Here is a 20,324-nt window from a genome sequence, read left to right on the forward strand (position 1 = left end):
CAAGTCACCCCGGGGCGGACACAAACAAAAAGGGCGGCCTTTCGGCCGCCCTTCGTGTTTCTGATGTTGCCGAGCGCTTACTCGCCGGCGGCTTCGCGCGGGGCCTTCTCGCCCTCGCCGCCCTTGCCTTCGAGGTCTTCGCCGGTGGTCTGATCGACCACCTTCATCGACAGGCGGGTCTTGCCGCGGTCGTCGAAGCCGAGCAGCTTGACCTTGACCTTGTCGCCTTCCTTGACGACGTCGGAGGTCTTCTGCACGCGCGCCGAGGCGAGCTGGCTGATGTGGACGAGACCGTCCTTGGAGCCGAAGAAGTTCACGAAGGCGCCGAACTCCATCACCTTGACGACGGTGCCGTCATAGATCTGGCCGACTTCCGGATCGGAGGCGATCGACTTGATCCACTTGATCGCGGCCTTCATGGCCTCGCCGTCGCTGGAGGCGACCTTCACGGTGCCGTCGTCTTCGATATTGACCTTGGCGCCGGTCTTCTCGACGATCTCGCGGATCACCTTGCCGCCGGTGCCGATCACTTCGCGGATCTTGTCGGTGGCGATCTTGAAGGTCTCGATGCGCGGCGCGTATTCGCCGAGCTCGGCACGGGCGTTGGTGAGCGCCTTGGCCATCTCGCCGAGGATGTGGATACGACCATCCTTGGCCTGGGCCAGTGCCACCTTCATGATCTCTTCGGTGATGCCCTCGATCTTGATGTCCATCTGGAGCGAGGTGATGCCCTGCTCGGTACCGGCGACCTTGAAGTCCATGTCGCCGAGATGGTCTTCGTCACCGAGGATGTCCGAGAGAACCGCAAAGCGCTTGTCTTCGAGGATCAGGCCCATGGCGATGCCCGCGGTCGGCCGCTTCAACGGCACGCCGGCATCCATCAGCGCCAGCGAAGCGCCGCAGACCGAAGCCATCGAGGACGAGCCGTTCGACTCGGTGATCTCCGACACCACGCGCGTGGTGTAGGGGAATTCGTGATGCGGCGGCAAGACCGGGTGGATCGCGCGCCAGGCCAGCTTGCCGTGGCCGATCTCGCGACGCTTGGTGCCGCCGAGGCGGCCGGTCTCACCGACCGAGTAGGGAGGGAAGTTGTAGTGCAGCAGGAACGTCTCTTTGTACGTTCCCGACAGCGCGTCGATGTACTGCTCGTCCTCGCCGGTGCCGAGCGTGGTCACGACCATCGCCTGGGTCTCGCCGCGGGTGAACAGCGCCGAGCCGTGGGCGCGGGGCAGCACGCCGACTTCGGCGACGATGTTGCGGACGGTCTTGCTGTCGCGGCCGTCGATGCGCTTGCCGGTGTCGAGGATGTTCCAGCGAACGATCTTGGCTTCGAGCTCCTTGAACACGCCGGCGATGCGCAGCTTGTCGTATTTCGGCTCCTGCCCTTCCGGGAAGTAGTGGGCGATCACCTTTTCCTTGACCTTGCCGACTGCGGCGTAGCGATCTTGCTTGACCGGAATGGCGTAGGCGGCGCGCAGCTCCTGCTCGACGATGCCGAGCATTTCCTTCTCGAGCGCCGAATTGTCGATCACGGTGACTTCGCGCGGCTCCTTCGCAGCCTTCTCGGCGAGCTCGATGATCGCGTTGATCACTGGCTGGAAGTGGCGGTGACCGAACATCACTGCGCCAAGCATGATGTCTTCGTTCAGCTCCTTGGCTTCCGATTCGACCATCAGCACGGCGTCGGCGGTGCCGGCGACGACGAGGTCGAGCTGTGTGTCGACCATCTCGTCGAGCGTCGGGTTGAGGATGAACTCGTCATTGGCGAAGCCGACGCGTGCCGCGCCGATCGGGCCCTTGAAGGGCGCGCCGGACAGCGTCAGCGCAGCGGACGAAGCCACCAGCGCGACGATATCAGGATCGTTTTCCATGTCGTGCGAGAGCACGGTGACGATCACCTGGGTTTCGTTGCGCCAGCCGTCGACGAACAGCGGACGGATCGGACGGTCGATCAGGCGGGAGACCAGCGTCTCCTTCTCGGTCGGACGTCCTTCGCGCTTGAAATAGCCGCCGGGAATGCGGCCCGCAGCGTAGGTCTTCTCCTGGTAGTCGACGGTCAGCGGCAGGAAGTCGACGCCTTCGCGCGGCGCCTTCGCCGCGACGACGGTGGCGAGCACCACGGTCTCGCCATAGGTGGCGACGACGGCGCCATCGGCCTGACGGGCGATCTTGCCGGTTTCCAGCTTGAGAGTGCGTCCACCCCAGTCGATCTCGACCGAATGCTTATTGAACATAGATGTCTTCTTTCATGGGTTCTCGAAAGAAGGACGGCTCGAAAAACAAAAACCATGCGCAAGATTGCGGGGCGCTGATCGAAGCGGGTGATCAGCGTCCTGCGATCCTGCCATGGTTTTTGGATTTCGGATGGCGTCCATCCTTTCGGGTCATACGGGCGCCTTGCCCGTTGTGCCCAGCCGCCGGATTGCTGCTGGACTGTCAGTCGGCACGAATGCGAACACCGAATTGCGATCTTCGCTCATCATGCCCGGATGCTGGCCGTCAACGGCCCGCATCCGACGTGCACGCAACCTCGATCAAAAAGCTTAAAATAAGCGCTTTCGTTCGAAACCACGTGCGAAAACGCGCGCCGTTGGCGCGCGCAAGAACTCTTAGCGACGAATGTTGTGCTTCTCGAGCAGCGCCTTGTAACGCGCCTCGTCCCGCTTCTTGAGGTAGTCGAGCAGCGAGCGGCGGGTCGAGACCAGCTTCAAGAGGCCGCGACGCGAATGGTTGTCCTTCACGTGGGTCTTGAAATGGTTGGTGAGGTTGTTGATGCGTTCCGACAGGATCGCGACCTGAACCTCGGGCGAGCCGGTGTCGCCGGCCTTGTTGGCATTCGTCTTGATGACTTCCGCTTTGCGTTCTGCGGCAATCGACATCGTCAATTTCTCTCGTTGCGACCGGGGCTGGCAGTCAGGCCGGTCAGGTTGAACACACGCTTGGGGATGATTTCGCCATTGCCGACTTCAGCAAGCGCGAGAAGACGGCCTGCCACCGTGACATAGACTGTGCCGCTACAAGTGGGCGCATCCCGTCCGCGCAACAAAACGGCCTGGCCCCGATGGAGCCTTGCCGCATCAGCCCGAGTGACGGCCAGTGCCGGGATGTCGTCCAGCGCGGTCTCAACGGGCATAAGCGCGTCCGCGAGGCTACCCTCGCCGGACGCGGCTCTATCGCACAAAGCCTCCAGCTGATCCAGCGGAATCATGTCGTTTTCGCCAAATGGGCCGACCAGGGTCCGCCTGAGCGCGCAGATATGGCCGTAAGTGCCGAGAATCCGGCCCATATCGCGGGCCAACGCCCGGACATAGGTGCCCTTGCCGCATTCGGCCTCGAACACGGCTCGGTCGTTATCCGGTTGATCCACAAGGGTTAAATGGTGAATTTCGACCGGACGGGCGGCCAGTTCCACGACCTCGCCGTCGCGGGCGAGGTCGTAGGCGCGCTCGCCCTGGACCTTGATCGCGGAATAGCGCGGTGGGATCTGCTCGATCACCCCGGTGAAGCGGGGCAACAGGGCCAGGATGGCCTCGCGGGTCGGACGCTGGTCGGAGGTCGCGGTCACCCGGCCCTCGATGTCGTCGGTGTCGCGCTCCTCGCCCCAGCACACCGTGAACTGGTAGCGCTTGCGGCCGTCCATGACGAAGGGAACGGTTTTGGTGGCTTCCCCGAGCGCGATCGGCAGCCCGCCCGAGGCGAGCGGATCGAGCGTGCCGGCGTGTCCGGCGCGCTTGGCGTTGAACAGGCGCTTGAGCACCGCAACCGCCTGCGTCGAGGTCATGCCGATCGGCTTGTCGAGCACGACCCAGCCATGGACGTCGCGCCGGTCGCGGCGAACCTGGTTGCCCTTCTGCCTGGCATTGGCACGCGGATCATTGTTGACGCGGCGCGGTTCCTGATGCGGCTGCGAATCGCCGCCGAGATCCGCAAAATTATTTTTCTGCACGTCGCGCTGGTCGGCCTGTTCGCCGCAGATCGTGTCGTGAGCCGGGTCCATGGTCATCGTTCTTCTTCCCGATCCGTCTCCGGATCCTGTTCCAAATCCTGTTCGAGGTCCTTCTGAACTGCAGGTGTTCGCAAAAGCTTCTCGATCCGTTCCGCTTCGTCGAATCGTTCGTCGACGCGGAAACGAAGATCAGGTGCAAATTTCAGGTTAACGCGCCGCGCGACCTCGCCGCGCAGAAACTTCTTGTTGCGTTCGAGCGCAGCGATGACGACCGCGGTGTCGTGGCCACCGAGCGGCATCACATAGACTGTCGCGAGCTTCAGGTCGGGTGACATCCGCACCTCCGGCACGGTGATGATGTGACCTTCGAGATCCGCATCATGCACATTGCCTTGCGCCAGAATATCGGCCATCGCGTGGCGAACCTGCTCGCCGACGCGCAACTGACGTTGCGAGCCCCCGCCGGGTGCGGAATTTTTTTTCTGATGATGGCGTGGCATCTCGAAAATCACCTCGTCATGCCCGTGTTTGGGACACGGGCATTGTCATTTGTCCTGTTGAAACGAAGAGGGGTGGATGGCCGGAAAAAAATCCGGCCATCGCACTCCCGCAATTTCAGTTCAAAAAAGATCCGGGCGCTTCGGTAAGATTTGGACTTACAGGGAGCGCTGGATCGTCTCCACGCGGTAACACTCGATCACGTCACCGGCACGCATGTCGTGGTAGTTCTCGAAGGCCATGCCGCATTCCTGACCGGACTGGACTTCCTTCACTTCGTCCTTGAAGCGCTTCAGCGTCGACAGCTTGCCTTCGTGCACGACGACGTTGTCGCGGATCAGGCGCACATTGGCGCCGCGTTCCACGGTGCCGTCGGTGACGCGGCAGCCGGCGACCTTGCCGACCTTGGAGATGTTGAAGATCTCCAGGATCGCGGCATTGCCGAGCATGGTTTCGCGCAAGGTCGGCGCGAGCAAGCCGCTCATCGCCTTCTTCACGTCGTCCACGAGGTCGTAGATGATGTTGTAGTAGCGGATCTCGATGCCGTTGCGCTTGGCGGCCGCAGCGGCCTCCTTGTTGGCACGAACCGAGAAGCCGATGATCGCGGCGTTGAAGCCTTCGGCCAGCGTCACGTCGGATTCCGAGATGCCGCCGACGCCGGCATGCAGGATGCGGGCTGCGACTTCGTCGGTGCCGAGCTTCTCCAGCGAGCCGAGGATCGCTTCCAGCGAGCCCTGCACGTCGGCCTTGATGATCAGCGGGAATTCCTTGCGGCCCGCGGTCTTCAATTGCGACATCATCTGCTCGAGCGAGCCGCGCATGCCGGAGATCGAGGCAGCCGCGTTCTCGCGCTTCTGGTGCGCACGGTAGCTGGTGACCTGGCGGGCGCGGGCTTCGTTCTCGACCACGGCGAGACGATCGCCGGCTTCCGGCGGACCGTTGAAGCCGAGCACTTCGACCGGCACCGACGGACCGGCTTCCTGCACGGTCTCGCCCTGATCCGAGATCAGCGCGCGGACGCGGCCCATTTCGGCGCCTGCGACGATGATGTCGCCGACCCGGAGCGTGCCGCGCTGGACCAGTACGGTCGCGACCGGACCGCGGCCGCGGTCGAGCTTGGCCTCGATCACGGTGCCCTCGGCCGGTCGTTCCGAATTGGTCTTGAGGTCGAGGATATCTGCCTGGAGCGCGATCATCTCGAGCAGCTTGTCGAGATTGGTCTTGTTCTTGGCGGACACTTCGACGTCGACGACTTCGCCGCCGAAGGATTCCACCTGCACCTCGTGCTGGAGCAGCTCGGTGCGCACGCGCTCGGGCTTGGCGTCGGGCTTGTCGATCTTGTTGATGGCAACGATGATCGGCACCCGCGCCGCCTTGGCGTGGTTGATGGCTTCGATCGTCTGCGGCATGACGCCGTCATCGGCCGCAACCACCAGCACGACGATGTCGGTCACCTTGGCGCCGCGGGCGCGCATCGCGGTGAACGCGGCGTGGCCGGGCGTGTCGATGAAGGTGATCTTCTTGCCGCTTTCGGGCGACAGCACCTGATAGGCGCCGATATGCTGGGTGATGCCGCCGGCTTCGCCGGAGACGACGTTGGCATGACGGAGCGCGTCGAGCAGCGAGGTCTTGCCGTGGTCGACGTGACCCATGACGGTCACCACGGGCGAGCGGGTCTCGGTGTCGGTCGAATCGTCGGTGGCGTCGAACAGACCTTCTTCAACGTCGGACGCGGCAACGCGCTTGACGGTGTGGCCGAGCTCTTCGGCGATCAGCTGCGCAGTGTCGGCGTCGATCACGTCGGTGATCTTATGGATCGCGCCCTGCTTCATCAGCATGCGGATGATTTCCACCGCGCGCTCGGCCATGCGGTTGGCGAGCTCCTGGATGGTGATCGCTTCCGGAATGACCACCTCGCGGATGAGCTTTTCCTTCGGCTCGTTCGCGGCATGGCCCTTCAGGCGTTGGGTGCGGCGGCGGAACGAGGCGATCGAGCGCTCGCGCACGTCGTCGGCATTGAATGCGGTCACGACCGTCAGGCGGCCGCGCTCCTTCTGCGGGCCGGGCTTGTGGGTGGGCTTGGGGGCTACTACGGGACGCGCGGCGCCGCCGGGGCCGCGGCGGATCTGGCGCGGACCATCGTCCTCGTCCGGGCCGGCAGCAACCGCGGGAGCGCGGCCCAACGGGCCACCTGCCGGTCTCGCTGTGGTCGTTCCGGGGCGCGCGGTCGATGTTCCCGGGCGTGCCGTGGTGGTGCCGGGGCGCGCGGCGGGGGCGCCGGTGCGCGGCGCCGGAGTGGCCGGGGCGGCGGCTGCGGGGCGCGGCGCGGATGCCGGCTGCTCGCCTTCGCCAAAACGCTTCTTGGCCTCGGTCTCTGCCTTGCGCTTGGCTTCGTCCTCGTGACGGTGACGCTCTTCCTCGGCCTTGCGGCGGGATTCGGCAGCTTCGCGCTCGACGCGTTCCGCGGCTTCGCGAACAGCGCGGCGCTGGGCCTCTTCCTCGGCCTGGCGGCGCTCTTCGACTTCGCGCACCTTGGCATCGGCCAGCGCGCTGGCGCGGGCGGAACGTTCGTCCTCGGTCAGCGTGCGCAGCACCACGCCGGATCCGGCGTTACGCGGCGGCGCGGGGCGCGACGGAGCGGGCGTCGGAGTTGGCGCGGCCGGCGCCGGCTTCGCGACGACCGTGGGGGCCTGCGGTTCGGCACTGCCGTCGATGCGGCGCTTGCCGCGCTTCTCGACCACGACCTGCTTGCTGCGGCCATGGCTGAAGCTCTGGCGGACAGTGCCCGTTTCGACGCGCGGCTTGAGCGATAGCGTCTTGCTCGGAACGCTCAGCTTCTTGTCGTCAGGGGTCTTGGTATCAACCATTCAGCAGTCCTAATCCTGATTTATCAGTGTTGTGCGTTGCCGCACCGTCCTATCGGGTCGTCGTATCTCTCAGAAATCCTGGCCGGGCTTTTCGGCAGTCTTGTCAGCGTCCGCCATCCGGTATCGGACCAGCATCTGGCTACGTGACAGGAATGACCTGCTCGCCGGGCCCGCGAGCAGGGCAGCATGTATCACATTTGACCGGGTCAGTGCCAAATCCAATTCTAACGATTTCAGCGCGGTGACGACGGGAATCTGCGGCTTGGCGCCGCGATTTCCGGCATTTTGACGCGCCAGCATGTCCAATTTGCGGATTCCGTCCGCGGCCCCGTCGCTGGCGTGGATCAGGACCCCGGCCGTGCCTTCCCGAAGGGCGCTTTCGACCTTGCCGAAGCCGGCCACGACCTGGCCCGCTTTGGCGGCGATCCCAAGGGCTTCCGTCACGCTCCGAACCAGGAGCGCCTCTATATCGGCAGGAAGCGTCTGAGGGATGCGCAGCTCGCGCTTGAAGGCCTTGCTAAATTGGTGACGCCGGACGGCTTCCGCAACCACCCCGCGGGAGGCGGCGAGCCACATGCCGCGTCCGGGCAGCTTGCGCTTGAGATCTGGAACTACGTCGCCTTGCGGCGAAATGACGAAGCGGATCAGCTCGTCGATCGGCCGGACCTGCCGACTGACCGCGCACATCCGCATGGTCGCGGACCTTTCGGTCCGCGGTCCATGGTCGAGTTCGGGGTCAGTATCGGTGAGCATCCGGGCGACATTCTCCTTTGCCCTTAAGCCGGCTGATCTTCGGTCGCCTCAGCCTCCTCAGCGGGCTTGGCCAGATCGGCCTCGGTGATCCAGCCGGCCTTGACGCGGGCCTGCATGATCATCGCCTCGGCATCGTCACGGGAGATGTCGATACCGTCGAGCGCGCCGGGGAACTTGGTCTGCTCGCCGCCTTCCTTGCGTTCGGTCCAGCCGACCAGATCGTCGGTGGCGCAGCCGGCGAGGTCGTCGACCGTCTTGATGTCGTTCTCGCCGAACTTCACCAGCATCTTGGAGGTGACGCCGGGGACGTCCTTGACGGCGTCCTCGACACCGAGCTCCTTGCGCCTGGCCTCGATCTCAGCTTCCTGCTGCTCGAGATATTCGCGGGCACGGCTCTGGAGCTCCTGCGCGGTCTCCTCGTCGAAGCCCTCGATGCCTGCGAGTTCCTTGAGGTCCACCATGGCGAGTTCTTCGACCGAGGTGAAGCCTTCGGACGCCAGCAGCTGGCCGACCACTTCGTCGACGTTGAGCGATTCCATGAAGACGCGGGTGGAGTTCTCGAAGTCGGCCTGGCGGCGCTCCGATTCCTCCTGCTCGGTCAGGATGTCGATGTCCCAACCGGTGAGCTGCGAGGCCAGACGCACGTTCTGGCCGCGGCGGCCGATCGCCAGCGAAAGCTGGTTGTTGGTGTCGGGCACGACGACCTCGATGCGCTCGCGGTCTTCGTCGATGACGACCTTGGACACTTCGGCCGGCGCCAGCGCGTTGACCACGAAGGTCGCGATGTCGGGCGACCACGGAATGATGTCGATCTTCTCGCCCTGCAATTCGTTCACCACGGCCTGCACGCGCGAGCCGCGCATACCGACGCAGGCGCCGACCGGATCGACCGAGGAATCGCGGGAAATCACGCCGATTTTCGCGCGCGAGCCCGGATCGCGGGCAACCGCCTTGATCTCGACGATGCCGTCATAAATCTCCGGCACTTCCTGCGCGAACAGCTTCGCCATGAACTGCGGATGGGTGCGGGAGAGGAAGATCTGCGGACCGCGGGTCTCGCGGCGGACGTCGAAGATGTAGGCGCGGACGCGGTCGCCGTTGCGGAAAACTTCGCGCGGCAGCATCTCGTCACGGCGGATGATGGCTTCGCCGCGGCCGAGATCGACGATCACGCTGCCATATTCGACGCGCTTGACGACGCCGTTGACGATGTCGCCGATGCGATCCTTGAACTCCTGATATTGCCGGTCGCGCTCGGCCTCGCGCACCTTCTGCACGATGACCTGTTTGGCCGATTGCGCGGCGATGCGGCCATATTCCAGCGGCGGCAGGGTGTCGGCGATGGTGTCGCCGACCTGGGCGCCGGGATTGGCGCGCTGCGCGTCCACCAGCGAGATCTGGTTGGAATGGTTTTCGACCTTCTCGACGACCAGCATGTGGCGCGACAGCCGCAGCTCGCCCTTCTTCGGGTCGATCTCGGCGTGAACGTCAGTTTCGCTGCCGTAACGTGCCCGGGCCGCCTTGGCGATGGCGTCCTCCATCGCCGCGATGACGATGCCGCGGTCGATCGATTTCTCGCGCGCAACGGCATCGGCGATCTGGAGCAACTCAAGTCGATTGGCGCTGACTGCCATGGCTAGTCTCCTTCGTCAGGCTCGATCTCGCCCCGTCGCGCGCGTTCGGCGGCCAGGCGATGCTTCTTCGTATTGGTCGGGGCCGGTTTCTTTTTTTGCGGCTTGGTGTTCTTGGTGATCTTCGCGCTGATCTCCGCGTGCGGTGCCGCCGGCGGCTCGATGCCGAGGTTCCGGCGCATCTGGCGCTCCTCGGCCTTTCCGCGGCGCATCGATTCCGCGATCAGATCGTCGGTCAGCACCAGCCGAGCTTCACCAATATCTTCCATCGTCAGGAGAACGTCGGGATTATCGCTCGCCTTGGCGTCGTCGCGACGCAGGTGCACGCGGTCGCCCTCGACGGCGCCGATCATGCCGCGGAACCGCTTGCGCCCCTCATGGGCAACCGCCATCTCGATCTTCACCAGGTGGCCGGAATAGCGCTCGAAATCGGAACGGCGGACCAGCGGCCGGTCGATGCCTGGCGAGGAAATTTCCAGCCGGTAGGCGCGATCGATGGGGTCGGCGACATCGAGCACCGGCGACAGCGCCCGCGAGATCGCCTCGCAGTCCTCGAGTTGCATCGAGCCGTCCGGCCGCTCCGCCATGATCTGCACGGTGCAGCCGGCTTCCCCGGAAATGCGGATCCGCACCAGGCGGTAACCCATGCCCTCGAGCACCGGCGCTGCGACCGCAGACACACGTGCCGCCACGCCCGGCTCGACCACGAGCCTCGGCTCGGCCAGCAACTCGGCATCCGTGGAACCAGTGTTCGGTTCGGTCATATCAGGGGTCAAGGCGCTCGATGGTTAAGGCTTGGTTACGATTTTCAAAGCCCGCTTCGGAACTCCCCGACAGCGCGTCGGGCCGCATCTTCCGCCAAGCCGCGTTCGGGTAATAAAAAAGAGCGGGTCCTTTCGGGCCCACTCTCACTACGCGGATCGTATGAGAAGATGAATTGGCGCTGATATAGCGCTTTCTGTCCTCCCGGACAAGGCCCATCGCGGGCCAGACGAGGCTTTTTGCGCCCGATTCGCGGCGCCCCGGGCCTAACGCTTCCTTCACCTCGGGGGGCTAAATTCCCTGACTGTGGGGCGGCTTGGACCAAGGGCGCGCCCGCGGCGTGCCCCCTACGAGTTGCGTTTTCATGACCGTTGCCACGTCGCTCATTCCCGGACTGGACGATATCGTCAAACGCGGTGATCCGCGGCGACGCGGCGAAATCGCGCGCGCCATCTCCGAATTGTTCTTCCAGGATTCCGCCAATCTTCGGCCCGAGCTCATCGATCTCTTCGACAACCTCCTGATCGATCTCGTCCCGCATGCGGAGCTTGCCTCGCGCGTCGACCTCGCCGAGCGCTTCTCGCACCTGAACAACGCGCCGCCGCATCTGGTCAATCAACTCGCGCGCGAGAACGAGATCATGGTGGCCGGCCCCGTGCTGCGCCGCTCGCCCGTGCTCGATGACGCCGCGCTGGTCGAGATCGCGCGGCTGAAGGGCCAGGGGCATTTGCTGGCGATGACGGAGCGCCCCGCTTTGTCTCCCGTCATAACCGACGTGCTGGTGGAGCGCGGCGATCGCGACGTGGTGCGCCGCGCCGCGGGCAATGCCGGTGCGGTGTTCTCGCCTGGCAGCTATTCCGAGTTGATCAAGCGTGCGGCGCAGGACGGCGTGCTGACGCTCAAGATCGGCCAGCGCCGTGATCTCTCGGGCGAAAACCTGAAACAGCTTCTCGACGGCACGCTCGACGTCATCCGCCGCCGGCTCTCCAGCGTGGTCAATCCCGCGCGCCAGGTCGAGATCAAGCGCGCGATGGTGGCCATCGAGGAGGCCACGCTGCCGCCGGGACCGCGGCGCGATTTCTCCGCGGCCCAGCGCACTGTGCTGGCGTTGCATCGCGAGGGTCATCTCGGCGAGAGCGCGCTGCTCGGCTTCGCCAAGGCGAACAAATACGAGGAATCGATCGCCTCGCTTTCGGCGATGTCCGGCGTCCGCCTCTCGGTCCTCGACCGCCTGATCGCAGGCGACCGCTACGACCCGATCCTCATTCTCGGCCGCGTGCTGAATCTCGGCTGGCCCACGGTGCGCGCGCTCATCCTGCTCTGGTACGGTCCGCACCGCACGCCGGCCGATGCCGATATCGAGGCCGCGCGCGTCAACTTCACGCGCCTGATGCCGACGACCGCCGAGCGCGTCGTCAATTTCTGGCGCAACCGGCAGACGATCTAGAGTCGTCTGAATCGCAAATACGCCGCCTTCCGTCCTTCGCGCGCGGCCTTTCGGCCGTAGCGCGTCATGGTGTAGCCCGCCCACGGCTGTCTGAAGTCGTCGGCGCGTTCGGCAAGCCAGACGAAATCCTGCGAACGCGCAAGATGCGACAGCGTCCAGGCGCAGTAATCGTCGATGTCGCAGACGAAGCGGAATTCGCCGTTCGGCTTCAGCACGCGCGCCATCGCGGCGATGGTCCTGTCCTGGACGAAGCGCCGTTTCCAGTGCCGCCGCTTCGGCCAGGGATCGGGATGGATCAGGTCGATCCGCGACAGCGATGCCTTGGGCAGCCAGGCCAGCAGCTCGGCGGCATCGCCTGCGAACAGGCGGATGTTGCCGATGTTGGCGGCCTCGATCTGCGCGAGGATCTTGGCCATGCCGTTGACATAGGGCTCGCAGCCGATGAAGCCTGTCCTGGCGAAGCTTTGTGCCTCGGCCGTCAGATGCTCGCCGCCGCCGAAGCCGATCTCGAGCCGCACATCGTCGGCGGCGGGATCGAAGATCTCGCTTGCATCCGCCGGCGTCTCACCGTCGATGTCGAGCGCCAGATGCGGCAGCAGTTGACCAATCAGCTCGGCCTGGTGCTGCCTGAGCTTGTGACCCTTGCGGCGCCCGAAGAACGCGCGCTCGCTGTCATCGCGATCGGGGTCTGATTTGCGCTCGCTCATCGCAGCGTCTGGTACAGGCGATGGAGCAGCCGCGCGCGCGGCGCGAGCGAGGAGACATAGAGCTGCTCATAATGAGTGTGCGCGCCCTTGCCGTCGACGCCGAGTCCGTCAAGCGTCGCGGTGTGGGCCGCGGTGAAATTGCCGTCCGAGCCGCCGCCGGTGTGGGTGTCCACCAGCTCGAAGCCGATCTCGCCGGCGAGCGTCTTCGCGTGTTCGTACAGCGAGGCGCCCGCGTTGCTCTTCTCGTAGGGCGGACGATTGAGCTCGCCGGTGACCGTGACGGTGACGCCGTCGGTCTTCGACGTCAGCCCAAGGATCTTGCCGACGAACTCCTCTGCGTCCTTGAGGCTCGGCACGCGCAGATCGACTTCGGCATAGGCCTCTTCCGGCGTGACGTTGGGGCGCGTGCCGCCACGCACCACGCCGACATTGACGCTGACGCCGCGTGTCAGGTCGTTCATCCCTTCCAGAGCGAGGATGACGTTACCGAGCTCGCGCACGGCGCTGCGGCCGTCTTCCGGCCGCGAGCCGGCATGCGCGGGCACGCCCTTGATGAATACCTTGAAGCGTCCGACGCCCTTGCGCCCGGTGACGATCTTGCCGCCATCGCGCGCCGGCTCCGTCACCAGCACGTATTTGGCCTTGCGCCCTTCCGTCTCGATGAGTGCGCGCGAGGTGGGACTGCCGATCTCCTCGTCGGAGGTGAACAAATGCGTGATGCCGAGCGGCGAGCGATCGACTGTGGCACACAGTGCGCGAAACGCGTGATGGGCGATGTAGGCGCCGCCCTTCATGTCGTAGATGCCGGGACCGTACGCGACGTCGCCTTCAACCTTGAACGGCAGGCGCTCGATGAATCCCATGGGATGGACGGTGTCGAGGTGGCTCAGCACCAGGATGCCCGGCCGGTCCTGCCCCCAATTCGAGCGCGCCATGAGATGATCGCCGCAGCCATCGACGCCGGCGACGCGTTCGAGCGTGACAGGCAGATCGCGGTATTGCTCCGCGACCATCGAGATCAGCCTGTTGACTTGTTCGGGCGCTTCCGTCGGCGTCTCGACCTCCACCCAGCGGCGGATGCCATCGAGAATAGTTTGGGTATCGAACCAATTGGAGCTGGCCATGGACGCATCTGTGCCTTTGAATCGCATCATCGAAGCGGACGCGCATCAAAGCGCGGCCACAAATGACGACATAGGCCAGATTTGACGCGGTCTCAAATCGCCATTCTGATGGCGATCAGCGCTTGTCGGGACCTTCGCGAGCCGCAATCTGCTCGACGAGATCGACGATCGAGCGGCGCATCTTCGAATCGGTGATTCGCGTGAACGCCTTGGTCAGGGCAAGTCCTTCCGACGTCGCGAGAAAGTCCGACACATAGGAAGGCGAGGCGCCTTCTGCGAAGCCGTCCGGACCCGGCACGCCGCTCGGGCCGCCCTCGAACAGGAACGACACCGGCACCTGGAGGATTTCGGCGATCTGCTGGATACGGCTCGCGCCGACCCGGTTCGTACCCTTCTCGTATTTCTGGATCTGCTGGAAAGTCAGGCCCAAAGCTTCACCGAGCTTTTCCTGGCTCATGCCCAACATGATGCGGCGCATACGCACGCGACTGCCGACATATTTGTCAACAGGGTTGGGCGCTTTCGACATTTCCTCAGCCCTCCAAACACCACCTTCAGCGCAATCAACTGGAGTGCCTCAGGTGCAAGCATCGTCAAATCAGACCCTCTTATTGGGAAACATTGCGGAGAAATTTAGCAATGCCCACTGTCTTTTGCAGCCGGTGCAGAATGGGGAGCCCATGTGCAGTCTGTCAACCGTGGGACTACGGTTGTCAAAAGCTTCCGGCCGCCTCCGCGGCGACGGTGCGATCAGGCCTTCCGCTTGGTGACACGTCGGCGGACCGCCAGAATCACGGCCAGCGCGACGAGCATGGCAGCCGGCACATCGCCCACCCGCGCATAGACCGTCGGTGATATCGCGGCAGGCAGGCTTGCATCCAAAATGCCTTCGATGCCGAGACCGAGGCTGGCGACGGTGCGGCCCACCGGATCGATCACCGCGGAGATACCGGTATTGGCGGAGCGGACCAGCGGCAATCCGAGCTCGATCGCGCGCATGCGCGACTGCTCGAGATGCTGATAGGGGCCGGTCGAAATGCCGAACCAACCGTCATTGGTGAGGTTCACGATCCAGCCCGGACGTTCGTTGCGTCCAGCCACCTCGCCGGGAAAAATTGCCTCGTAACAGATCAGCGGTAGCGCGGGCGGCGCGCCGGGCACCTGCAGCGCATGCCGCACCGTGCCGGGAATGAAGCCGCCGCGCACACGCGTCAGTTGCTCGAAACCGAGCTTCTCCATCAGTGCCTGGTAGGGAAGAAATTCTCCGAACGGCACCAAATGCAACTTGTCGTACACTGCGAGCACGCTGCCATCGTGATCGATCACGTAGATCGAATTATAGGCACGCGTGATCGGCGTGCCCCGCGGCAGGTCGGGCGCGCGGACCGAACCCGTGATCAGCACCGTGCCCTTGGGCAGTAGATCGGCGATCTGCGCCATCGCATCGGCTTCGCGGGTCAGGAAGAACGGAAAGGCCGATTCCGGCCAGATCAGGATGGTGGCATCGCGCACGCCGGTCGATTGCGGGCCGGAGGCGCGGTCCGACAGCGCCAAATATTTTTTCATCACCTCCGACTTGGCGGCGTAATTGAATTTGGCGTCCTGCTGCAGGTTCGGTTGCATCAGGCGCAGCTTGGCGCCTGAGACCATCGTGGTTGGATGCAGCGACAGGCGGATCGCGCCGAAGATGCTCATGACAACCAGGAGCGCAATTGCGGCCGCCGGCACGCGCCACGCCAGGCGGCGATCGGGCGTGCGGTCGATCAGCGTCGCGGGGCTCGCGAAGATCGCAACCGTCAGGAACGTCATGCCCCACAGGCCGACCAGCGAGGCCGTCTGCGCCAGCGGCAGCGGCTCGGACAGCGCATAGCCGAACGCGTTCCAGGGAAAGCCGGTCAGGAGGTGACCGCGCAGCCATTCGCTGATTGTGAGGCTTGCCGCAAGCGCAAGCACGCGCGTGGCGTTCTTGGTCCAGAGCAGGCGTGCCAGCGCAAAGCCGATGGCCGTGAAGATGGACAGATAAGCAGGCAGGCCGAGCACGGCGAACGGCGTCAGCCAGGCGAATACATCGGCCTCGACGAAGAAGGCGTAGCCGATCCAGTAGAGGCCGGGGACGAAATAGCCGAGCCCGAACCAGTAGCCGGTCAGCGCCGCGGCGGGGACGCCGCCATAGCGTCCGGCGCCGGCGCCGTCGATCAGCCAGACCAGTACCGGGAAGGTGATGAACAGCACCGGGAAGAGGTTGAACGGCGCCAACGCCAGCACCGACAGCGCTCCGCACCCAATGGCAATGACGGCGCGCTTCCATCCCCAGGCGAGGATGATGGCAAGCGCAATCTGTCGAAGTCGCTGGAACGGACTCACTGTTGGCCGGTCCCGTCGCTTGGCGGCGGGGTGGGCGTGTCGTTGGCCGGCGATTGACCGCTGTCCGGCGTAGCCTCGCGGCGCCGGCTCTCGCGCTGAGTGCGCGGCGCGGGACGCTCCTTCCGCGTCGAGATGCGCAGCCGCTTGACGCGGCGCGGATCGGCATCGAGCACCTCGATCTCGTAATTGCCGGGACCCGAGATCACCTCGCCGCGCACCGGCAGGCGCCCGACGAAGCTGACGAGATAGCCGCCGAGCGTCTCCACTTCCTCACCGGCCTCGCCGGTGACGAAATCCCCACCGATCACCGAGCGGACGTCGTCGAGGCTGGCGCGGGCGTCGGCGATGAAGGCATTGTCGGGCAGGCGCACGATCGAGGGCGGCTCGTCGCTGTCGTGCTCGTCGTCGATCTCGCCGACGATCTGCTCGACGATGTCCTCGAGCGAAACCAGCCCGTCGCTGCCGCCATATTCGTCGACCACCAGCGCGAGGTGAATGCGCGTGGCCTGCATCTGCGCGAGCAGGTCGATCGCCCGCATCGACGGCGGCACATAGAGCAGCTTGCGGATGATGCGCGCTTCCTCGAGCGGCAGCGCCAGATCGACGGCGCGGAGGTCGAGCCCGGCTGGCAGCGGCTTCTTGCGCTTGGTCTTGGTGGCTTCCGACACGCGCGCACGCGCGGTCATGAACGCGAGCAGGTCGCGGATATGGACGATGCCGACGGGATCATCGAGCGTCTCGTTGTAGACCACGAGGCGCGAATGGCCGGCGCTCTCGAAGCGGTCCATCAATTCGCCGAGCGGGATGTCGCGCTTCACCGCGATGACGTCGGCGCGATGGACCATGACGTCGGCGATGCGGCGCTCGTGCAGACCGAGGATGTTGCGCAGCATGGTGCGCTCGACCGCCGAGAAGCCGGTGTCGTCGGGCGTCGTCGCGTCGAGCACGACCTGGAGGTCGTCGCGCACCGATCCCGCCTTCCAGCCGAACAGCGTGCGGATGGCGCGCAAGAGCCAGCCATCGGCGGTCGGGCGCATCACCTCGCCCTGAGTCACCACGGCCGGCAGATTGGCCGTGTGGCGCGGGTTATCTTGAATCGGGTCGGAGTCCGGCATCTCAGTGTGTCCCTGCGCGGTCTGCATAGGGATCGGGAATTCCAAGGTGAGCCAGGATCTGCGTCTCCAGGGCCTCCATCTCCTCGGCGTCGCCGTCGTTCTCGTGGTCGTAGCCGATCAGATGCAGGAAGCCGTGCACGGCGAGATGGCTCAAATGGTGGTCGAACGGCTTGTGTTCCTCGTCCGCCTCGCGCCGCATGGTCTCGTAGGCGATCGCGATATCGCCGAGCATGCGCGGCGCATCGCCCGGCTTCCATTCGCCCTCCGGCTGGAGCGCGGGAAACGACAGCACGTTGGTCGGCTTGTCGATGCCGCGCCAGTTGCTGTTGAGGGTGCGGATGCCGGCATCATCGGTCAGCATCACCGCCACTTCCGCCTCGGCGACGTCTTCGTCGACACTCTCAGCGGCGGCCGCAACCGCGCGCTGGATCACGGCTTCGGAATCGGGCTCGCGCTGCCAGCAATCGGCGACGACGAGGACCTCGGTCATGGGAAGGTTGGGATGGGACATTGTGTTGTCTGGGACGAGAGGGCGCCGTGTCCGCGCCCTCTGGGTCCGGCTGTTGCCTCGTCAGGATTTGCCGGCGGCCGGCCGCTGCGGCGAGCCTTCGTAGGCGGCGACGATCCGCGCCACGAGTTCGTGGCGGATCACGTCCTCGGCTTTGAAATGAACCTGGGCGATGCCCTCGACGCCGCCCAGGAGGCGGGTCGCTTCGGCCAGGCCCGAGGTCTGGCCGTTCGGCAGGTCGATCTGCGAGGGATCGCCGGTCACGATCATGCGGCTGTTCTCGCCGAGGCGCGTCAAAAACATCTTCATCTGCATCGACGTGGTGTTCTGCGCCTCGTCCAGGATGATGGCGGCGTTGGTGAGGGTGCGGCCGCGCATGAAGGCGAGCGGTGCGATCTCGATCTCGCCGGTCTGGAGCGCGCGCTCGACGATGCGCGCATCCATGAGATCGTAGAGGGCGTCGTAGATCGGGCGAAGATAAGGATCGACCTTCTCGCGGAGATCGCCGGGCAGGAAGCCGAGCCGCTCGCCGGCTTCCACCGCCGGACGCGACAGGATGATCTTGTCGACCTCCTTGCGCTCGAACAGTTGCGCGGCATGCGCGACCGCGAGCCAGGTCTTGCCGGTGCCGGCCGGGCCGATGCCGAACACCAGCTCGTGGCGCTTCAGCGCCCGGATATAGGAGTCCTGCGCGGCGGTGCGTGCGCGCACCGGACGCTTGCGCAGATTGATGCTGTCGAAGGTGGCCGATTTGGCCGATTTGGCGTCGAACTCGAACAGTGAGCCCTGGGCGATGACCGCGCGAATCGCGCCCTCAACCTCGCCCTGGTCGAGATCCTGCCCCTTCACGGCCTGCGCGTAGAGCATCTCCAGCACGCGGCGTGCGGCGTCGCAGCCGTCGCGCGTGCCGCCGATCGTGATGTGGTTGCCCTTGGAATCGACGACGACGCCGAGCCGCCGCTCGATCTGCGCCAGATGCTGGCCGTAGGGGCCGACCAGCGCGGAAGCGGCGCGGTTGTCGTCGAAGTCGATGACGACCTGGGTCTCGGGCGGAACTTGCATGTCGCGGTCAAATTTGCGGCTGGGAGCGAGAGAAGACGAATCCGATGCGCTTTTTGGCAAGGGTTCAGGCTCCGATGGCTGGCGATAAAGCGGGCTCGCGCGCCCCACGCGGCGTCACGAGCTCACCGAGAAAGCTGTAGCGTTCGAGGCTGTCGATCCTGACAGGCAGGATTTGTCCGATGATGTCGGGCGAGGCCATCACGTGGGCGGGCTGCAGGAATGCGGTGCGGCCGACGATCTGGCCGTCCCTCCGGGCCGGACGCTCGAACAGCACGTCGACCGTTGAGCCAATCGCAGCCTTGTTGAAGGCCGATTGCTGGCTGTCGATCAGTTCCTGGAGCCGCTCCAATCGCTGGTCCATCTCGGCGGGGGACACCGTCTCCTGCATGTCCGCGGCCGGCGTTCCCGGCCGGGCGGAGTATTTGAACGAATAAGCCGCAGCGTAGCCGATTTGCGTGACAAGCGCGAGGGTGGCGAGAAAATCTTGCTCGCCCTCGCCGGGGAAGCCCACGATAAAATCTGATGAAAAAGCAATGTCTTGGCGCGCGGCGCGGAAACGGTTGATGACCCGCCGGTAATCATCGGCGGTATGTTTCCGGTTCATGGCGGCCAGAATGCGGTCCGAGCCCGACTGCACCGGCAGGTGCACGAACGGCATCAGGGCACCGAGATCGCGATGGGCTGCAATCAGGCTGTCGTCGACGTCGCGCGGGTGGCTGGTCGAATAGCGCAGCCGCGCGATGCCGGGAATTGTCGCCAGATGCTCGAGCAGCCTGCCGAGCGGCCAGGTTTTTCCGTCCGGTCCGTCGCCATGATAGGCGTTGACGTTCTGTCCGATCAGCGTCAGCTCGCGCACGCCGTTGTCGGCAAGCCGCTTCACGTCGTCGACGATCTTGGCGACAGGGCGCGAGACTTCCGAACCGCGCGTATAGGGTACGACGCAGAAGGTGCAGAACTTGTCGCAGCCTTCCTGCACCGTGACGAAAGCGGAAATGCCGCGCGCGCGGATCGCGTCGGGCTTGGGCTGAGCCAGGAAGCCGAACTTGTCCTGGGCGGGAAACTCGGTCTCGATCGCGCGGCCTTCATTGCCGGCGCGCTTCAGCAGCTCCGGCAGGTGATGATAGCTCTGCGGTCCCACCACGACGTCCACGACAGGCGCTCGGCGCACGATCTCCTCGCCCTCGGCCTGCGCGACGCAGCCCGCGACCGCGATTTGCATCGCGCGGCCCGCGCGCGCGGCCTCGTCCTTGGCGACACGCAATCGGCCCAGCTCGGAGTAGACCTTTTCGGAGGCCTTCTCGCGGATGTGGCAGGTGTTGAGGATGACGAGATCGGCGTCTTCAGCGCTGGCCGTCTCCACGAATCCTTCCGGAGCCAGCGTGTCCACCATGCGCTGCGCATCGTAGACGTTCATCTGGCAGCCATATGATTTGATGTGCAGCTTGCGCGGCGGCGTCATGGAACCCGGAATTGTGGTGGAGAACGGCCCTCAGATATAGGTTGGAGGGACGAAAATCCAGCGAATGGAGCCTCCTGGGCC

General features: G+C 64.9%; 17 protein-coding genes. 1 reads left to right on the plus strand and 16 read right to left on the minus strand.

Annotated elements, in window-relative coordinates:
- Positions 1 to 77: 77 nt before the first annotated feature.
- The 8 genes from pnp to rimP all read right to left on the minus strand — a co-directional run bounded on the left by pnp (position 78) and on the right by rimP (position 10,459).
- Positions 78 to 2,234 carry a polyribonucleotide nucleotidyltransferase gene (gene pnp, locus GDN70_RS03965; protein ID WP_028139505.1) on the minus strand — a complete coding sequence of 719 codons (2,157 nt, stop codon included), beginning with the start codon at positions 2,232 to 2,234 and terminating at the stop codon, positions 78 to 80.
- Between the two features lie 375 nt (positions 2,235 to 2,609).
- Positions 2,610 to 2,879, minus strand: coding sequence for a 30S ribosomal protein S15 (gene rpsO, locus GDN70_RS03970; protein WP_008131787.1), 270 nt, complete (start codon positions 2,877 to 2,879; stop codon positions 2,610 to 2,612).
- Positions 2,880 to 2,881: 2 nt separating this feature from the next.
- Positions 2,882 to 4,003, minus strand: coding sequence for a tRNA pseudouridine(55) synthase TruB (truB, locus tag GDN70_RS03975; protein WP_038970620.1), 1,122 nt, complete (start codon positions 4,001 to 4,003; stop codon positions 2,882 to 2,884).
- Positions 4,000 to 4,446: a 30S ribosome-binding factor RbfA gene (gene rbfA, locus GDN70_RS03980; protein ID WP_018319415.1), complete on the minus strand. Its 447-nt coding sequence runs from the start codon at positions 4,444 to 4,446 to the stop codon at positions 4,000 to 4,002. Before rbfA ends, truB begins: the two co-directional genes overlap by 4 nt.
- Positions 4,447 to 4,602: 156 nt before the next feature.
- Positions 4,603 to 7,311, minus strand: coding sequence for a translation initiation factor IF-2 (infB, locus tag GDN70_RS03985; RefSeq protein WP_038970621.1), 2,709 nt, complete (start codon positions 7,309 to 7,311; stop codon positions 4,603 to 4,605).
- Positions 7,312 to 7,380: 69 nt separating this feature from the next.
- Positions 7,381 to 8,064, minus strand: coding sequence for an RNA-binding protein (locus tag GDN70_RS03990; protein WP_028139508.1), 684 nt, complete (start codon positions 8,062 to 8,064; stop codon positions 7,381 to 7,383).
- A gap of 23 nt (positions 8,065 to 8,087) precedes the next feature.
- Entirely contained in the window at positions 8,088 to 9,698 is a 1,611-nt protein-coding gene (gene nusA, locus GDN70_RS03995; protein ID WP_018319418.1) for a transcription termination factor NusA, read from the minus strand.
- 2 nt (positions 9,699 to 9,700) lie between these two features.
- On the minus strand, positions 9,701 to 10,459 hold the full coding sequence (gene rimP, locus GDN70_RS04000) for a ribosome maturation factor RimP (RefSeq protein ID WP_038949442.1): 759 nt from the start codon (positions 10,457 to 10,459) through the stop codon (positions 9,701 to 9,703).
- Positions 10,460 to 10,821: 362 nt separating this feature from the next.
- On the opposite strand from rimP, the gene GDN70_RS04005 reads away from it, so the two are divergent.
- Positions 10,822 to 11,904, plus strand: coding sequence for a DUF2336 domain-containing protein (locus GDN70_RS04005; RefSeq protein ID WP_038949440.1), 1,083 nt, complete (start codon positions 10,822 to 10,824; stop codon positions 11,902 to 11,904).
- Here the strand turns inward: GDN70_RS04005 and trmB are convergent.
- The 8 genes from trmB to miaB form a co-directional block, all read right to left on the minus strand.
- Entirely contained in the window at positions 11,901 to 12,611 is a 711-nt protein-coding gene (gene trmB / locus GDN70_RS04010) for a tRNA (guanosine(46)-N7)-methyltransferase TrmB (RefSeq protein WP_152102179.1), read from the minus strand. The two genes, GDN70_RS04005 and trmB, sit on opposite strands and share 4 nt — an antisense overlap.
- Positions 12,608 to 13,765, minus strand: coding sequence for a M20 family metallopeptidase (locus tag GDN70_RS04015; RefSeq protein ID WP_038949437.1), 1,158 nt, complete (start codon positions 13,763 to 13,765; stop codon positions 12,608 to 12,610). The genes trmB and GDN70_RS04015 overlap by 4 nt, the downstream gene beginning before the upstream one ends.
- An 85-nt stretch (positions 13,766 to 13,850) precedes the next feature.
- A complete protein-coding gene (locus GDN70_RS04020) occupies positions 13,851 to 14,264 on the minus strand; it encodes a helix-turn-helix domain-containing protein (RefSeq protein ID WP_028139513.1) in 414 nt (137 codons plus the stop codon).
- A 221-nt stretch (positions 14,265 to 14,485) separates the two neighbouring features.
- Positions 14,486 to 16,099, minus strand: a complete 1,614-nt coding sequence (gene lnt, locus GDN70_RS04025; RefSeq protein ID WP_038970625.1) for an apolipoprotein N-acyltransferase — start codon at positions 16,097 to 16,099, stop codon at positions 14,486 to 14,488.
- The gene (locus GDN70_RS04030) at positions 16,096 to 17,214 is read right to left on the minus strand and encodes a hemolysin family protein (protein WP_038970628.1); all 1,119 of its coding nucleotides are present in this window, start codon (positions 17,212 to 17,214) and stop codon (positions 16,096 to 16,098) included. Before GDN70_RS04030 ends, lnt begins: the two co-directional genes overlap by 4 nt.
- Position 17,215: 1 nt before the next feature.
- Positions 17,216 to 17,725, minus strand: a complete 510-nt coding sequence (gene ybeY / locus GDN70_RS04035) for an rRNA maturation RNase YbeY (protein WP_028139516.1) — start codon at positions 17,723 to 17,725, stop codon at positions 17,216 to 17,218.
- Positions 17,726 to 17,785: 60 nt separating this feature from the next.
- On the minus strand, positions 17,786 to 18,784 hold the full coding sequence (locus tag GDN70_RS04040) for a PhoH family protein (RefSeq protein WP_028139517.1): 999 nt from the start codon (positions 18,782 to 18,784) through the stop codon (positions 17,786 to 17,788).
- Positions 18,785 to 18,848: 64 nt separating this feature from the next.
- Positions 18,849 to 20,243 carry a tRNA (N6-isopentenyl adenosine(37)-C2)-methylthiotransferase MiaB gene (gene miaB / locus GDN70_RS04045; RefSeq protein ID WP_152102180.1) on the minus strand — a complete coding sequence of 465 codons (1,395 nt, stop codon included), beginning with the start codon at positions 20,241 to 20,243 and terminating at the stop codon, positions 18,849 to 18,851.
- Positions 20,244 to 20,324: the final 81 nt, after the last annotated feature.

The organism is Bradyrhizobium sp. TM102, assembly GCF_009176685.1.
Taxonomy (GTDB): domain Bacteria; phylum Pseudomonadota; class Alphaproteobacteria; order Rhizobiales; family Xanthobacteraceae; genus Bradyrhizobium; species Bradyrhizobium ottawaense.

Bases quoted from the DNA above. Each gene is read 5' to 3' on its own strand.
- truB (WP_038970620.1), bottom strand. From the start codon at position 4,003: ATGACCATGGACCCGGCTCACGACACGATCTGCGGCGAACAGGCCGAC.
- trmB (WP_152102179.1), bottom strand. From the start codon at position 12,611: ATGAGCGAGCGCAAATCAGACCCCGATCGCGATGACAGCGAGCGCGCG.
- rbfA (WP_018319415.1), bottom strand. From the start codon at position 4,446: ATGCCACGCCATCATCAGAAAAAAAATTCCGCACCCGGCGGGGGCTCG.
- ybeY (WP_028139516.1), bottom strand. From the start codon at position 17,725: ATGTCCCATCCCAACCTTCCCATGACCGAGGTCCTCGTCGTCGCCGAT.
- GDN70_RS04030 (WP_038970628.1), bottom strand. From the start codon at position 17,214: ATGCCGGACTCCGACCCGATTCAAGATAACCCGCGCCACACGGCCAAT.
- GDN70_RS04020 (WP_028139513.1), bottom strand. From the start codon at position 14,264: ATGTCGAAAGCGCCCAACCCTGTTGACAAATATGTCGGCAGTCGCGTG.
- miaB (WP_152102180.1), bottom strand. From the start codon at position 20,243: ATGACGCCGCCGCGCAAGCTGCACATCAAATCATATGGCTGCCAGATG.
- GDN70_RS04015 (WP_038949437.1), bottom strand. From the start codon at position 13,765: ATGATGCGATTCAAAGGCACAGATGCGTCCATGGCCAGCTCCAATTGG.
- nusA (WP_018319418.1), bottom strand. From the start codon at position 9,698: ATGGCAGTCAGCGCCAATCGACTTGAGTTGCTCCAGATCGCCGATGCC.
- GDN70_RS03990 (WP_028139508.1), bottom strand. From the start codon at position 8,064: ATGCTCACCGATACTGACCCCGAACTCGACCATGGACCGCGGACCGAA.
- infB (WP_038970621.1), bottom strand. From the start codon at position 7,311: ATGGTTGATACCAAGACCCCTGACGACAAGAAGCTGAGCGTTCCGAGC.
- rimP (WP_038949442.1), bottom strand. From the start codon at position 10,459: ATGACCGAACCGAACACTGGTTCCACGGATGCCGAGTTGCTGGCCGAG.
- GDN70_RS04005 (WP_038949440.1), top strand. From the start codon at position 10,822: ATGACCGTTGCCACGTCGCTCATTCCCGGACTGGACGATATCGTCAAA.
- rpsO (WP_008131787.1), bottom strand. From the start codon at position 2,879: ATGTCGATTGCCGCAGAACGCAAAGCGGAAGTCATCAAGACGAATGCC.
- pnp (WP_028139505.1), bottom strand. From the start codon at position 2,234: ATGTTCAATAAGCATTCGGTCGAGATCGACTGGGGTGGACGCACTCTC.
- GDN70_RS04040 (WP_028139517.1), bottom strand. From the start codon at position 18,784: ATGCAAGTTCCGCCCGAGACCCAGGTCGTCATCGACTTCGACGACAAC.